Genomic DNA, 15,133 nt, shown 5'->3' with positions numbered 1-15,133 from the left:
ACCGCTACCGCCCGCGAAGCCGTCGTACGAGGATGCTCGCGTCCCCGCGGGATTCAAGATCGGCGAGTACGACGGCGACCGCCTCGCGGACGATCCGGCCCCGGTCGACCGCGAGCCCGTGCTCCCCGCGGAGCACCAGCCGGGCGTGCTCGAGGTCCATGAGCTCCTCGGCGGACACGTACACCGTGATCTTCTCGTCGTGCCGCTCCCGCCCGCTGGGCCGCCGGTTCGCGGCGCGGGAGCGCTTGCCGCCGCGGGCGGGCTGCCCGTCGGCACCCTCCTGCGTCGCCTGGCGCCGCGCCGAGCGCTCCGGGGCCGTACCCCGGCTGCGGGACTCTCCCGCGTCCGCCGCGGCGTCCGCCGCGACGTGTTCGTCGCCCTCGCCGTCACCACCCTGCACGGGCACCGACTGCGGCGCGTCCTCCGCTACGGCGGCCGGGTCGCTCTCACCGGCCGGAGCCGGTACCCGGGCCTCGCCGTTGGTCCGGCGGGTGGGGGTGGATGACTGGAGCGCCATGCCCCCGGTGGTACGGAACAGTTCGTCGGCCCCCGGCAGACTCACTCGGCGTGACACCGGGCGAGCACCTCCCTGGCGAGCTGGCGATAGGCGGCGGCACCGACGGAGTTGGAGGCGTACGTGGTGATCGGCTCACCGGCGACGGTGGTCTCCGGGAAGCGGACGGTCCGGCCGATCACCGTGTGGTAGACGTGATCGTCGAACGCCTCGACCACGCGCGCGAGCACCTCACGGCTGTGCACCGTGCGGGAGTCGTACATCGTGGCGAGGATGCCGTCGAGCTCCAGCTCGGGGTTGAGCCGCTCCTGGACCTTCTCGATGGTCTCGGTGAGCAACGCGACACCGCGCAGGGCGAAGAACTCGCACTCGAGCGGCACGATCACCTTGTGGGCCGCCGTGAGGGCGTTGACGGTGAGCAGGCCGAGCGAGGGCTGACAGTCGATCACGATGTAGTCGTAGTCGGCCATCAGGGGCTTGAGCGCCCGCTGAAGCGTGGACTCGCGCGCGACCTCGGACACCAACTGCACCTCGGCGGCGGACAGGTCGATGTTGCTGGGCAGCAGGTCCATGTTCGGGACCGCCGTCTTCAGGAGCACCTCGTCGGCCGCCATGCCCCGCTCCATGAGCAGGTTGTAGACGGTGAGGTCGAGCTCCATGGGGTTGACGCCGAGGCCCACGGAGAGCGCGCCCTGCGGGTCGAAGTCGACGAGCAGGACCCGGCGTCCGTACTCCGCGAGCGCGGCGCCCAGGTTGATGGTCGACGTCGTCTTGCCGACGCCGCCCTTCTGGTTGCACATCGCGATGATCGTCGCGGGGCCGTGGCTGGTCAGCGGACCCGGGATCGGGAAGTAGGGCAGCGGGCGTCCGGTCGGTCCGACGCGCTCACGGCGCTGACGGGCCGCGTCGGGCGCGAGCGTGGCTGCGTACTCCGGATCGGGCTCGTACTCGGCGTCGGGGTCGTAGAAGTGCCCCTCGGGCAGTTCGTCGTAGTCGGCGAAGTGGGTGTGGTTCCCGCCACTTCCGTTGCCGGCCATGGCGTTCACGTGATGGCCATCCATGCTCTGGTGTGCTGTCTGAGTCATCCGGGGACTCTTTTGCGCTGCGAAGGTTCGGACAGCGACGGAGCCGACAGCCTCGAGCCCCGTGGGGCCCTGGCCCCGCGCCGGCATTCCTGGTTGACCACCCCCGGGAGTAAATGTCGACTCATTCACAAGTCGTCTTACCTCCTTGGTGACCAGGAAACTTCTAGATAGGTCAGCGTGGCACCATGCCGACGATTGGCGACTCTATGGCGTGTCACCGGTCCGCAGCAACACAATCCGCCGTACCCGACCCGATGTGTCGGCAACCGAACACCCCTCTGTCAAGGGCGTAAGGCCGTCGCACAGCAGGTTTCACGGGTGTGCGAATCGGTTGAAGGGTTACGTTCGTGGCGAGTTGAACGAGTGTCGCAAAGTGACCCGACACACACCCGGCCGGACCTCGCTGGGCAAGGTCCGGCCGGGTACGGGGCGTTGACGACCTGTGTTGACGTATCGCCTTTTGCTGATTGATGGGTCAGCCGGCCACTCGTCCGGTCACCCTTCGGTGTCTCAGCCGAGCAGGGACTCCAGCTCGACGTGCTCCAGGCCGTGCGCCTCCGCGACCTCCCGGTACACGACCTTGCCGTCGTGCGTGTTGAGGCCCTTGGCCAGCGCGGGGTCGCGGCGCAGCGCCTCGGCCCAGCCGCGGTTGGCCAGTTCCACGATGTACGGCAGCGTGGCGTTGGTCAGCGCGTACGTGGAGGTGTTGGGCACGGCGCCGGGCATGTTGGCGACGCAGTAGAAGACCGAGTTGTGGACCGGGAAGGTCGGCTCGGCGTGCGTGGTCGGGCGGGAGTCCTCGAAGCAGCCGCCCTGGTCGATCGCGATGTCGACAAGAACACTTCCCGCCTTCATCCGGGAGACCAGCTCGTTGGTGACGAGCTTCGGGGCCTTGGCGCCGGGGATGAGGACCGCACCGATGACGAGGTCGGCCTCGAGGCAGGCCTTCTCGAGCTCGAAGGCGTTGGAGACGACGGTCTGGATCTTCGTGCCGAAGATCTTGTCCGCCTCCTTGAGCTTGTTGATGTCACGGTCGAGCAGGGTCACCTGGAAGCCCATGCCGATGGCGATCTGCGCGGCGTTCCAGCCGGAGACGCCGCCGCCGATGACGACCGCCTTGGCGGGCAGGACACCGGGGACACCGCCGGGCAGCACACCGCGGCCGCCGTTGGCGGCCATCAGGTGGTAGGCGCCGACCTGGGGGGCGAGGCGGCCCGCGACCTCGGACATCGGGGCGAGCAGCGGCAGCGCGCGGCTCGGCAGCTCGACCGTCTCGTACGCGATCGCCGTGGTGCCGGACTCCAGGAGCGCGTCCGTGCACTCCTTGGACGCGGCCAGGTGCAGGTAGGTGAAGAGGGTCTGGTCCTTGCGGAGGCGGTGGTACTCCTCCGCGATGGGCTCCTTGACCTTCAGCAGCAGGTCGGCGGCGGCCCAGACCTCGTCGGCGGTCTCCAGGATCTGCGCACCGGCGGAAACGTACTCGTCGTCCGTGATCGAGGAGCCGACACCGGCGTTCCGCTCGACGACGACCTGGTGGCCGTTGCGCACCAGCTCGTGCACACCGGCGGGGGTGATGGCCACCCGGAACTCGTTGTTCTTGACCTCGCGGGGGATGCCGACCTTCACGTCGATCACGGTCCTTGGCTCAGAGGGTTCTGGGGCTATGCACGGCCGGGGCGATGCAAGCCGGGGCAATGCATGTCATACCCGGATACACGGGGGCGCACCGGGAGACACCACGAAAGAACGCGGCGGAGCCAGTCTAATGAAGGGGTTCTCTCTGTCTAGCCTTTCAATGCATCAATCTTCGACGGATGTACTACGGATTTCGCAGGCGTTAGCGTCTTGTTCCGTGTCTTCTGTGTCTTCCTTGGCCGTCGCGCTCTCCGGAAGCTCATCACCCAGCATGCGCTCGGCGGCCTTGCGGTGCAGTCGCGCCGCGGCGGGGTCGCCGAGCCGGTCCAGGGTGTCGGCCAGCCGGAGCTGCAGTGCGGCCTGCAGCCGGTGGTCGTCGGCGCGGCGCGCCCACTCGACCGCCTCGTGGCAGGTGCGCAGCGACTCCTCGGGCCGCCCTGCGTACTCCTGGACGCGCGCCAGCTCGCTCAACGCCCGCGCCTGGGCGGGCACATCGCCGTTCCTGCGGTGTCCGGTGACGGCGGCGCGCCAGTTGCGCAGCGCCTCGCCGTAGCGGCCCGCGTAGGTGTGCGCGGTGGCGATACGGCCGTACAGCCGGGCGGCGTCCACCCGCTCGTCCCGCGCCAGCCGCTGGGCGAGCGCCCTGCCGTACCAGTCGGCGGCCCGGTCGTGGTCACCGAGCTCCTGGTGGGCGCCGCCTACGGATTCCATCGCGCGGCCGGTCGCATACGGGTCGTTCGCCTCGCGTCCGGCGTCCAGGGCGGCCCGGTAGCGGGCCAGGGCGTCGGCCGTACGGCCGGTCTGCGCGTCCAGGTCGGCGAGGTTCAGCAGGGCGGCGGCCTTCTCGCGGGGCTGGCCCTGGCGCTCGGCGACGTCGAGGACGAGGCGGTGGATGCCGTACAGCTCGGCCGCCGCGGCCCGGGTGCCGAAGTGGGCGACCATCGCCCGCACCAGCGCGGCCATCAGTCTCCTGGCCAGGGTGTCCAGCTCCCCGTCCGCGACCGCGAGCCGGGCCGCGGCCAGCAGCGCGGGCTGCCGGATGCGCAGCCAGTCCTCGGCCGCCCTGGGGGTCGGGAAGCGCAGTTCGCGGGGAAGCGCGGCGAGCTTCTCGCGTGCGGGCGCGTTGTCGGTCTCGGTGATGGCGCGGCAGGACGCCAGCAGCCGTACGGTCCGCTCCAGCATCCGGGCGCGGGCCAGCTGCAGCTCCGCCGGACGGTCCTGGCTCTCGGCCAGGGAGCGCAGCAGCGGCAGCAGGCAGCCGGGCACCTCGTACTGCGGCAGCCGCGACTCGACGGGCCGTACGAGGCCGAAGCCGACGAAGTCGTCCAGCGCGGACCGTGCGGTGTCCACCGAGCAGCCGGCCAGCGCGGACGCCGTGTGCGGGTCGATGAGGCCGGCCGGGGCGAGCGAGAGCAGACGCAGTATCCGCGCGGCGGTGGCGGACAGCGCGGTGTAGACGAGGTGGAAGACCCGGCCGAGCGGGGTGCTCTCGTCGCCCTCGGTGCGCAGTTGCTTGGCGAGGTCGGCGACGGCCGAGGTGGGGCGGGCGGCGAGCCAGCCTCCCGCGAGACGCAGGGCGGCGGGCTGACCGGCGCACTCCTCGACCAGTCCCTCGGCGGCGAGCGGGTCGACGGTGATGCGCACCGAGCCGGTGAAGCGGTCGAGCAGTTCGAGCGCGGACTTGGTGTCCAGGCCGCCCAGGGTGCAGGGGCGGACGTCCGCGATGCCGGTCAGCGGTCCGCCGGAGACCGCGACGACCAGGCACTCGGGGGTGTCCGGGAGCAGCGCGTCGACCTGCTCGGCGTCGGCCGCGTCGTCGAGCAGCAGCAGAACGCGGCGGGTGGCGAGGGCCTCGCGCACCGCCTCGCTCAGGTCGTCGGCGGCTGCCCCCGCCGGCGCGGGCAGCTCCAGGGCCCTCAACAGCTCCCGCGCGGTGCGCTCGGTGGGCACGGGGGTGCCGTCGGGTTCGGCGAGCCGGGCGCGCAGCACCCCGTCGGGGTAACTCCCCGCAACCTGCCGTGCGAGCTCCTCGGCGAGCGCGGTGCGGCCCGAGCCGGGCCTGCCGGCGATGAGCAGCACGCGCGCGCGGGGTGCCTTGCGGCCCGCGAGGGTGTCCAGGCCCGCGCGCTCGATGTCGACCCTGAGTTCCTTCAACTCTCGTGTGCGGCCCAGGAACTGACCCTCCGTAGGAGCGGACTCGGCAGCCGGGCGCCGCCCCGCCGACGACACTTTCGTGCCGTCTGTGTCCACCGCCTGATCCGCCACGGGCCACGCTCCCGTCCCACTGCGCGCGCAAGCCCGCCGGGACTCCGGTTCGGGCGTTTCCAGAGCCTAGTTCACGCTCTGCGACGATCCGGGCGGAGCACGGCGGAGACGTCCCCCGATCGGATCAGCCGATCGTAGGACTGATGCTGTCGGATCTTGGGAGAGGAGAGCCCAGGGTGGGAGAGCGGCGTCCAGGGTGCGTCAGGACTCGAAGGGGCGGGCCGGCCAGGGCGCCTCGGCCGGGCGCAGCGCGTCGAGTCCGTCGCCGCTACGGGCGGCGATCAGGGCGAGGACACCCACGACGAGACAGTTGTTGTGCAGGTCTCCGGCGAGCACCCCGCGCACGAGTTCGCCGACGGGGACCCGGGCCAGCTCCATGTCGGCCTCTTCGTCCTCGACCTCGAAGCGCTCGCCCTCGGCCTCGGAGAGTTCGCGGGCGAGGAAGATCCGCACGGCCTCGGAGCAGCCGCCCGGGGTGGTGTAGACATCGGTCAGCACACGCCAGTCCTCGGCCTTGACGTGCGCCTCCTCGTACAGCTCGCGCTGGGCGGCGTGCAGCGGGTTCTCACCGGGGACGTCGAGGAGGCCGGCCGGGATCTCCCACAGCTTGTGGCGCACGGGGTGCCGGTACTGACGCAGCACCACCGCACGGTCCTGGTCGTCGAGGGCGAGGACGGCCACGGAGCCGGGGTGGACCTGGTAGTCGCGGCGGGCGACCGATCCGTCCGGCATGACCACGTCGTCGGTGCGGACGGACGTCTTGTTGCCGACGAAGGGAGTCGCGGTGGCCCTGACTTCCCACTCCTCGGGAGTGTCCTTGATCGTCATGTCGCCCTGTTCCTCCTACGCACCGAACGAAAACCGGGGCACGTGTCCCGAAAGACGCGTACCCCGGCCACCGTACAGCCCTTGTGCTACTTGCCCGTCTTGCGCTCGACGGCGGCCTTGACCAGGCCTGCGAAGAGCGGGTGCGGGCGGGTCGGGCGGGAGCGCAGCTCGGGGTGCGCCTGGGTCGCGACCAGGTAGGGGTGCACCTCGCGCGGGTACTCCACGTACTCCACGAGCTTGCCGTCCGGGGAGGTGCCGGAGAACTGCAGACCGGCCTTCTTCTCCAGCTCGCCGCGGTAGGCGTTGTTCACCTCGTAGCGGTGGCGGTGACGCTCCTCGACGTACTCCTTGCCGTCGTACACCTCGCGCGCGATGGAACCCTCGGCGAGCTTGGCCGGATACATGCCCAGGCGCATCGTTCCGCCCATGTCGCCCTCGCCCGCCACGATGTCGAGCTGCTCGGCCATGGTGGAGATGACCGGGTGCGCGGTGGCGGAGTCGAACTCGGTGGAGTTGGCGTCCGGGATGCCGGCCAGGTTGCGCGCGGCCTCGATCACGATGCACTGCAGGCCGAGACAGAGGCCGAGCAGCGGGATCTTGTTCTCGCGGGCGTACTGGATCGCACCGACCTTGCCCGACACGCCACGGTCGCCGAAGCCGCCGGGGATGCAGATCGCGTCGACGTCGCCGAGCTGCTTGGCGGCGCCCGCCGGGGTCTTGCAGTCGTCCGAGGTGACCCACTTGATCTTCACGCGGGCCTTGTTGGCGAAGCCGCCGGCGCGCAGCGCCTCGGTGACCGAGAGGTAGGCGTCGGGCAGGTCGATGTACTTGCCGACGAGCGCGAGGTTGATCTCGTGGAGCGGGTTGTGGACGCGGTCGAGCAGGTCGTCCCAGGTCGTCCAGTCCACGTCACGGAAGGGCAGGTCCAGCTTGCGCACGACATAGGCGTCCAGGCCCTCGGTGTGCAGCACCTTCGGGATGTCGTAGATCGACTTGGCGTCGATGGCAGCGACCACGGCCGCCTCGTCGACGTCGCACATCAGCGAGATCTTGCGCTTGATGGCGGTGGGCACCTCGCGGTCGGCGCGCAGCACGATCGCGTCGGGCTGGATACCGATGTTCCTGAGAGCCGCGACCGAGTGCTGGGTCGGCTTGGTCTTCAGTTCGCCGGAGGGGCCGATGTACGGCAGCAGCGAGATGTGGACCACGAACACGTTGTCCCGGCCGACCTCGTGCCGGACCTGACGGACGGTCTCCAGGAAGGGCAGCGACTCGATGTCGCCGACCGTGCCGCCGACCTCGGTGATGACGACGTCGACGTCGTCGGTCGCCATACGCCGGATGCGGTGCTTGATCTCGTTGGTGATGTGCGGGATGACCTGCACGGTGTCGCCCAGGTACTCGCCGCGCCGCTCCTTGGCGATGACCGTCGAGTACACCTGCCCTGTAGTGACATTGGCGGAGCCGTCCAAGTCAACGTCGAGGAAGCGCTCGTAGTGTCCGATGTCCAGGTCGGTCTCGGCGCCGTCATTGGTGACGAACACCTCGCCGTGCTGGAACGGGTTCATGGTGCCCGGGTCGACGTTCAGGTAGGGGTCGAGCTTCTGCATGGTGACCCGCAGGCCCCGCGCCTTGAGCAGCGCACCCAGGCTGGAGGCGGTCAGGCCCTTACCGAGGGAGGAGGCGACACCCCCGGTGACGAAGATGTGCTTGGTCGTCGTGGATTTGGGCGGCATGGCCAAGAGGGGGCTCCCGTGGTCGCGGTCTGGGGTGCGTACCGGCGTGGTGTCCGAAGATTTCCGGAGGTGCCGTCGCTGCGGTTCGGGGGTTTCTTGCCCACCGGTCCACGGGCTACCAGGGTATCAGCGACCCGGGGAGGCCGCTTCCGGCCACGCTCCGCACACACATCGGCACAGACCACGCACAGCGCTCACTCGATCGGACCACTCGGGTTGCCTGGAGCGGCACGCGGATCACCCACGTGCGTCGTATCCTGCTCGGACACTCGCTGCCGAGTCCGGCCGGCACACGGCACCATCCCCGCCCGTATCCCGGAACCACGAGAGCTCGTCAGTTCGTTTCGCAACGACAATCGCACCGATAATTGACGTTCCGCAACGACGCTTTACCAACGTTCTAACGTTCAATCTTCTAACGTTTTAACGTTCCTGTTCCCTGACCGCAGAGCGACCGCCCCTCGGGGGCGACGTGGCCGTTCGACTGGAGATGCACGTGGCCGGGCGCATCGAGGACTACGCACTCATCGGAGACATGCAGACCGCAGCACTGGTCTGCCGGGACGGCACGGTGGACTGGCTGTGCCTGCCCCGCTTCGACTCCCATGCCATCTTCGCGGGACTGCTCGGCACGGAGGAACACGGATTCTGGCGGCTCGGGCCCGCCCACGCGGCCGACGCCGAACCGCCGACGGCGGCGCGCCGCTCGTACCGCGGCGACTCGCTGATCCTGGAATCCGAGTGGGACACCCCTCGCGGCACGGTCCGAGTGACCGATTTCATGCCGCCGCGCGACGGCGCGCCCCAGCTGATCCGGATCGTGGAAGGCGTCACGGGCCGGGTCCCGATGCGCTCCGCGCTGCGGATGCGTTTCTCGTACGGCCGTGTCGTGCCCTGGGTGCACAAGCACGAGGGGCGCACGGTCGCCGTCGCCGGACCCGACTCGGTGTGGTTCGACACCGCCTGTGAGACCTACGGCAAGGCGCTGACCACGTACGCGGACTTCACGGTGGCACCCGGTGACCGGATCGCGTTCACCATCTCGTGGGAACCCTCACACAAGAAGCCCCCCGCGCTGCCCGAGCCGGAGCAGGCCCTGGAGGCCACCGAGGACTTCTGGCGCGACTGGGTCGATCAGTGCACGTACCACGGCCCCTACCGCGAGGCCGTCGTCCGCTCCCTGATCACCCTCAAGGCCCTGACGTACGCCCCCACGGGCGGCATCGTCGCCGCGCCCACCACCTCCCTCCCGGAGGAGATCGGCGGCGTACGCAACTGGGACTACCGCTACACCTGGCTGCGCGACGCCGCGATCACCCTCTCCTCCCTCCTGCGCACCGGCTACCGCGAGGAGGCCCGCGCCTGGCGCGAATGGCTGCTGCGCGCGGTGGCCGGCGACCCCGAGAACCTGCAGATCATGTACGGCATCGCGGGCGAGCGGGAGTTGGGCGAGGCGGAGCTCGACTGGCTGCCCGGATACGAGAACTCCGGCCCCGTGCGGGTCGGCAACGGCGCCGCGCACCAGCTCCAGCTGGACGTCTACGGCGAGGTCACCGAGGCCCTGCACCTGGCCCACATGACGGGCCTGTCCCGCAACGACTACGCCTCGCTCCTGCAGCTGAAGCTGATCCGCTACCTGGAGGACCATTGGGACCAGCCGGACGAGGGCATCTGGGAGGTCCGCGGCCCGCGCCGCCACTTCGTGCACTCCAAGGTGATGGCCTGGGTCGCCGTCGACCGCACGATCAAGCTCATCGAGTCCGGTGACGCGGACGGCCCGCTGGAGAAGTGGCGCGAACTGCGCGACGACATCCACCGGGACGTGTGCGAGAAGGGCTACGACAAGGAGCGCAACACCTTCACGCAGTCGTACGGCTCCAAGGAACTGGACGCCTCGCTGCTCCTCATCCCGCAGATGGGCTTCCTCCCCCCGGACGACAAGCGCGTGATCGGCACCATCGAGGCGATCCAGCGCGAGCTGTCCACCCCGGACGGCTTCATCCTGCGCTACCCGACCACCGGCGAGGACGCGGGCGTGGACGGCCTCGAGGGCGACGAGGGGGCCTTCCTGGCCTGCTCCTTCTGGATGGCGGACGACCTGGCGATGATCGGTCGCGTCGACGAGGCCCGCAAGCTCTTCGAAAGGCTCCTGGCCCTCCGCAACGACCTGGGCCTCCTGGCCGAGGAATGGGACCCCCGCCTCCAGCGCCAGGTGGGCAACTTCCCCCAGGCCTTCAGCCACGTGCCCCTGATCGACACGGCCCTGCGGCTGACGGCAAGCGGGGCGTACGGCGGCTGACACGAGCGCGACAGCGGCCCGCGCTCCCCTTTCGGGGGGGGAGTCGCGGGCAACTGCTGTTCTTCAGGGACACGGGCCGCTGCCTTCTTCGGGGGCGCGGACAGCCGCCCCTGAGGTGCGCGGGGCTGCGACACTGTGCGGCTCCGCCGCGTGGGGGCGCGACCAGCCCTCACCGGCCCGCGGCCTCACAACAAGCCCCTAGGCTGAAAGCAGTCCCGTCCCCTACTGAAAAAATGGGGGCAACTGCGATGTCCCCCTTCTCAAAGGCCCACACCCGCCTCGCCGCCCTACGCGCGGACCTGACCGGCGACGCTTTCAGGCCGGAGGACCCCGGCTACGACAACGCCCGCAAAGTCTTCAACGCCCGCATCGACCGCCACCCCGCAGTGATCGCCCAGTGCGCAACCATCGCGGACGTAGTCCATTCGGTCCGCTTCGCCCGGGACCTGGACCTCCACATCGCGATCCGAGCCGGCGGCCACAGCCCGGCCGGGATGTCACTCAACGACAACGGCTTGGTCATCGACCTGCGCCGGATGCGCACGGTGACCGTCCACCCCGGCTCCCAGACGGTACGGGTCGAGGGCGGCGCCCTGATGAGCCACCTCGACCACGCCACCCGGCCCCACGGCCTGGCCACCACCGGCGCCCGGAACTCCACCACCGGCGTCGCCGGCTTCGCCCTCGGCGGCGGCACCGGCTGGCTCGACCGCGCCTTCGGCCTCGCCGTCGACAACCTGCTCGGCGTCGAACTGGTCACGTCCGACGGCTCGCAGATCCAGGCCAGCGATCACGAGAACCCGGAACTCTTCTGGGCGCTGCACGGCGGTGGTGGCAACTTCGGCGTCGCCACCGCACTGACCCTGAGACTGCACCCGCTGCCGGATTTCTCGATCGCCCTGCTGACGTACCGCCCGGAGACCGGCCCGGATGTGGTCCGCACCTACCGCGAGATCATCGAGGCCGCTCCGCCGGAGACGGGCGGCGGCATCATCCGCACACAGCTGGTCGACGCGCTCCTGACGTACGCGGGAGCCGAGCAGGACCTCCGCAAACTCGCCCGGCCGCTGCTGGCGCTGCCTCACGCGGCCGAGATGCTCACGCCCCTCCCCTACGCCGCCTTCCAGCGCATCCTGGACAGCCCCCCGGGGCTGAGGAACCACTGTTCCGCGGAGTCCCTGACCTGCCTGCCCGACGAGGCCGTGGATGTCTTCTGCGAGCTGGGGAACGCCATGCCCATGCCCACGGCCACCCGGCACTCGCTGTTCCCGCAGGGCGGCGCGATCGCCTCCGGCCCGGACCGCTTCCCGGTCCCGTTCCGGGACGCCCGGTGGACCGTGCACCCCTTCGGGATGTGGGAGGACCCGGCCGACGACGGGCGCTGCGTCCAGTGGGTCGAGGACGTGCGCGCCGCCGTCCGGCCGTGGAGCACCGGCGCGGTCTGCCTCAACCTCATCGGCGACGAGGGCGCGGACCGCGTGGTGGGCGGCCTCGGCGCCGGGAACTTCCGACGGCTGGCCGCGGTGAAGGCCGCGTACGACCCGGACAACGTCTTCCGCTTCAACCACAACATCCCGCCCCTGTAGCTAGCGGCTCGGCCTCGGACATGCCTCAGGGAGGCCTCCCCGGGTAGCGTCCGCTGCATGGACAGCCGTTTGGACAGCCATGTGGACAGTCGATACGACACCCAGGGCGCCGGAATCACCGTGCAGCGGGCGCTGGAGCTGCCCGGGCTGCGCAGCGGGCTGCCGGAGATCCTCGCAGGCGCCGACCGGCTGGGCCGCACCGTGCGCTGGGTGCACGCGGGCGAGGTCCCGAACATCGCCTCGCTCCTCAAGGGCGGCGAGCTGCTCCTGACCACGGGCTACGGCCTCGGCACCCGCCCCGCCGACCAGCGCGCGTTCGTCCGCACCCTCGCGGAGCGCGGTATCGCGGCGCTCGTCGTGGAGCTCGGCCCGCGCTTCACCCGGCTGCCCTCGGCCCTCGTGGAGACGGCCCGCTCCGCCGGCCTCCCGCTGGTCCAGCTGCACCGCGAGGTGCCCTTCGTGGCGGTCACGGAGGAGATCCACACCGAGATCGTCAACGGCCACTACGCGCTGCTGCAGCGGGCCGAGGAAGTGCACCGGCGCTGTACCGAGGCCCTCCTCGGCGGCGGGGGCATACCCCAGGTGCTCGGCATCCTCGCGGACTTCAGCGGCAACCCCGTCTTCCTGGAGACCGCGGACGGACAGCTCCTGTACGCCGCGGGGGCCGGCTCCGCCGGCGCCGATCCGCTCCAGGTGTGGGAGGGGCTGCGAGGCCAGCACAAGGAGGAGCCACCCGCCGGGACGACCCTCGTGGACGTGCCGGGCGGCGGCCCCGGCACCGGTTCGGTGCGCGCCCGGCTGGTCCTCCTTCCTGTCAGCGCCCCGGTCGCCCCCGTGCACCGGATCGCGGCGGAGCGGGCCGCGGGCATCCTGGCCGTCGTCCTCATGCAGGCCCGCCAGGAGGAGGAGCTCGCGGCACGCGGACGCGGCGACTTCCTCACCGACCTCGCGGAGGGCCGTATCGCCGCCGAGGACGCCCCGGCACAGGCCCGCGTGCTCGGCTTCAAGCCCGGCAACAGCCCGCTCCTGCCGGTCGTGATGCGGCTCGCCGACGGCCCCTCCCCCGGCGGCGGCTGGGCCGTCCTGGCGCGCGCGGTCGCGGAGGAGCTGGCCTCGGTGGGGGTGCCGGTCCTTCTGGGCGTACGCCCGGTGGAAGGCCGCGTCCCCCTGCTGCTGGGCCTGCGTTCGGAGTCCGAGCGCGCCGCGGTCGCGGACCGGGTCGCGGCAGCGCTCAGGGCGGGCGTGGAGCGCGCGGGCATGCAGCGGCCGGGGGCACAGCCGCCCGTGGTGGTGGTCGGGGTCGCGGGCGGCTGGGCGGCGGCTTCGGCGGGCCTGCGGCACGCGGCGGAGACGGCGACGGCCGCACAGGGCCTGACGGACCGCCCCTGGTACGACGCCCGCCGCCTCGACACCGACCTGCTCCTGTGGCGGCTGCGCGACCATCCGGACCTGGCGGCCTTCGTGGACCGCGCCATCGGCCCCCTCCGCGACCACGACCTCCGCTCCAAGCCGCCGCTGCTGCCCACTCTGGAGACGTACTTGGCGCACGCGGGCCGCAAGGCGGAGACGGCCCGCGAGCTGCACCTGAACCGGCAGACCCTCTACAACCGCCTCGCCCGGATCGGGGAGTTGCTGGGCACGGACCTGGACGACCCGCAGACGGTACTGGCGTTGAGCCTGGCACTGCGAGCACGACGGCACGTGCCCTGAGTCACCGGACGGCCTCTAGGCGAGGGGCCTCGCCTGGGTCAACTCGTCGTAGACACTGAGCACTTGGGCCACCGTCTCGTCCTCGGTCGGCCAGGTCGCGGCCTGCCGCACCCCCCGCTCCTTGAGCAACTCCCGGCGATCGTCGTCCCCGAGCAGCCGTACGACGGCCTCGGCGAGCGCGTCGGCGTCCGCGCACGGGACGAGTTCGGCCGCGTCGCCGACCAGTTCGGGGATGCCGTCGGCGGCGGTCGCGACGAGCGGCACGCGCGCGTGCAGGGCCTCCTGGGCGAGCACGGAACGGGACTCCCAACCGCTCGGCAGCACCGCGAGATCGGAGGCCAGAAGCAGCTCGGAGACGTCGTCGCGCCGCCCGACGAGCCGAACCGGCAGCTCCTCGTCCTCGATCCGCCGCTGGAGGGCCGCCCGCAGCGGCCCCTCCCCGGCGATCACCAGGAGCGGCACGGGGTCGAGCGAGCGCCATGCGCGCGAGGCGTCCAGCAGGGTGTCGTATCCGCGGTGCCGGTCGAGGGAGCCGACGGCCATGAGCAACGGGCGTTCGGTGGCGCCGAGTTCGGCCCGCGCCTTGTGGCGGAGCCGGTCGGGGTCCCCGTACTCGATGGCCTTGCGTGGCGTCGGGAACGCGACGGCAGCAAGCCGTGCGTCCCGCGCCCCGCGCCTGCGGGCGCGGTCCACGAGGTCGGACGAGGAGCCCAGCACCACCGCCGCGGCCCTGGCGACCCGTCGCTCCAGCAGCCGCAGCAGATGTGCCCGCGCCCCCTCCGCGTGCGAACGGGTGTGCCAGGTGACGACGAGCGGGATGCGCCGCCCGCTGAGCGCGAGCGCGGCCCGCAGCGCGGCATGCAGTCCGTGCGCGTGCACGAGGTCGGCGTCCGCGCAGACCGCCCGCAGCGCGGCCACGGCGGTCGGATCGCTGCTGCGCGGCACGGGAACGTGCTGGGCGCCCACGCCACTGAACCCGTACGCGAGGTCGGCCTCGGCGGGTGCGCACACGGTGACCCGCACGCCCCGGGCGACGAGCCCCGAGGCCAGCGACCGCACATGCGCGCTGCTGCCCGCGCTTCCGCCGCCGAGCACCTGCACGGTGCGCAGCGGCGACTGACCGTGCGGTGAGTGGCTGCTCACGTGGCTCACGTGGCCGGGGCTCCTGGTTCGGCGTCGGACGGGCACGGAGAACATACAGAAAGAAAGACAGAGGGGGGTGTACCGCACGTCGTGCTCCGCGTACTACGCCAAGGATGCCAGGCCGCACGGGTGTTCCGGGACCGCCAACGGAGCAAGCCACGCGGCGTAGCGCCCAACTCGACGACACCTGTCACCCACAAGAGTGATAAGTCGCTTGTCTTCGCGACGGGTTGCCCAACCCTCACCCCAACGATCGCGCGACGGCCGTCGCCGCACGCGCCGGCGATCGGGACCGCGGCCCCGGCTCCGCGGTGGACGCGCACGGTCGCGAG

At 71.2% G+C, this 15,133-nt stretch carries 10 protein-coding genes; 3 read left to right on the top strand and 7 right to left on the bottom strand.

Annotated elements, in window-relative coordinates:
* Window positions 1-4 precede the first annotated feature (4 nt).
* The 6 genes from SMIR_RS30545 to pyrG all read right to left on the bottom strand — a co-directional run bounded on the left by SMIR_RS30545 (window position 5) and on the right by pyrG (window position 8,063).
* On the bottom strand, window positions 5-574 hold the full coding sequence (locus SMIR_RS30545; protein WP_212727624.1) for a hypothetical protein: 570 nt from the start codon (window positions 572-574) through the stop codon (window positions 5-7).
* A complete protein-coding gene (locus tag SMIR_RS30540) occupies window positions 559-1,686 on the bottom strand; it encodes a ParA family protein (protein WP_075027827.1) in 1,128 nt (375 codons plus the stop codon). The genes SMIR_RS30545 and SMIR_RS30540 overlap by 16 nt, the downstream gene beginning before the upstream one ends.
* Window positions 1,687-2,109: 423 nt before the next feature.
* The gene (gene ald / locus SMIR_RS30535; RefSeq protein ID WP_067364910.1) at window positions 2,110-3,234 is read right to left on the bottom strand and encodes an alanine dehydrogenase; all 1,125 of its coding nucleotides are present in this window, start codon (window positions 3,232-3,234) and stop codon (window positions 2,110-2,112) included.
* 165 nt (window positions 3,235-3,399) lie between these two features.
* Window positions 3,400-5,499, bottom strand: coding sequence for a tetratricopeptide repeat protein (locus SMIR_RS30530; protein WP_212727623.1), 2,100 nt, complete (start codon window positions 5,497-5,499; stop codon window positions 3,400-3,402).
* 201 nt (window positions 5,500-5,700) lie between these two features.
* On the bottom strand, window positions 5,701-6,327 hold the full coding sequence (locus SMIR_RS30525; protein WP_168490309.1) for an NUDIX domain-containing protein: 627 nt from the start codon (window positions 6,325-6,327) through the stop codon (window positions 5,701-5,703).
* Between the two features lie 86 nt (window positions 6,328-6,413).
* Window positions 6,414-8,063, bottom strand: coding sequence for a CTP synthase (gene pyrG, locus SMIR_RS30520; RefSeq protein ID WP_067364904.1), 1,650 nt, complete (start codon window positions 8,061-8,063; stop codon window positions 6,414-6,416).
* A 490-nt stretch (window positions 8,064-8,553) separates the two neighbouring features.
* On the opposite strand from pyrG, the gene SMIR_RS30515 reads away from it, so the two are divergent.
* The 3 genes from SMIR_RS30515 (at window position 8,554) to SMIR_RS30505 (ending at window position 13,658) form a co-directional block, all read left to right on the top strand.
* Window positions 8,554-10,362: a glycoside hydrolase family 15 protein gene (locus SMIR_RS30515; protein ID WP_101405965.1), complete on the top strand. Its 1,809-nt coding sequence runs from the start codon at window positions 8,554-8,556 to the stop codon at window positions 10,360-10,362.
* A gap of 248 nt (window positions 10,363-10,610) precedes the next feature.
* Window positions 10,611-11,948: an FAD-binding oxidoreductase gene (locus SMIR_RS30510; RefSeq protein WP_168490310.1), complete on the top strand. Its 1,338-nt coding sequence runs from the start codon at window positions 10,611-10,613 to the stop codon at window positions 11,946-11,948.
* A gap of 57 nt (window positions 11,949-12,005) precedes the next feature.
* A complete protein-coding gene (locus tag SMIR_RS30505) occupies window positions 12,006-13,658 on the top strand; it encodes a PucR family transcriptional regulator (RefSeq protein ID WP_389604091.1) in 1,653 nt (550 codons plus the stop codon).
* A gap of 15 nt (window positions 13,659-13,673) precedes the next feature.
* Here SMIR_RS30505 and SMIR_RS30500 read toward each other — a convergent pair whose 3' ends face one another.
* A complete protein-coding gene (locus SMIR_RS30500; protein ID WP_212727622.1) occupies window positions 13,674-14,810 on the bottom strand; it encodes a glycosyltransferase family 4 protein in 1,137 nt (378 codons plus the stop codon).
* Window positions 14,811-15,133: the final 323 nt, after the last annotated feature.

Origin of the sequence: Streptomyces mirabilis (genome assembly GCF_018310535.1) — a bacterium.
Taxonomy (GTDB): Bacteria; Actinomycetota; Actinomycetes; order Streptomycetales; family Streptomycetaceae; genus Streptomyces.
The sequence above is the reverse complement of the archived record's forward strand: the minus strand, read 5'-3'. Positions and strand labels throughout refer to the sequence as shown.

Bases quoted from the DNA above. Each gene is read 5' to 3' on its own strand.
- pyrG (WP_067364904.1), bottom strand. From the start codon at position 8,063: ATGCCGCCCAAATCCACGACGACCAAGCACATCTTCGTCACCGGGGGT.
- SMIR_RS30510 (WP_168490310.1), top strand. From the start codon at position 10,611: ATGTCCCCCTTCTCAAAGGCCCACACCCGCCTCGCCGCCCTACGCGCG.
- SMIR_RS30505 (WP_389604091.1), top strand. From the start codon at position 12,006: ATGGACAGCCGTTTGGACAGCCATGTGGACAGTCGATACGACACCCAG.
- SMIR_RS30540 (WP_075027827.1), bottom strand. From the start codon at position 1,686: ATGCCGGCGCGGGGCCAGGGCCCCACGGGGCTCGAGGCTGTCGGCTCC.
- SMIR_RS30525 (WP_168490309.1), bottom strand. From the start codon at position 6,327: ATGACGATCAAGGACACTCCCGAGGAGTGGGAAGTCAGGGCCACCGCG.
- SMIR_RS30515 (WP_101405965.1), top strand. From the start codon at position 8,554: ATGCACGTGGCCGGGCGCATCGAGGACTACGCACTCATCGGAGACATG.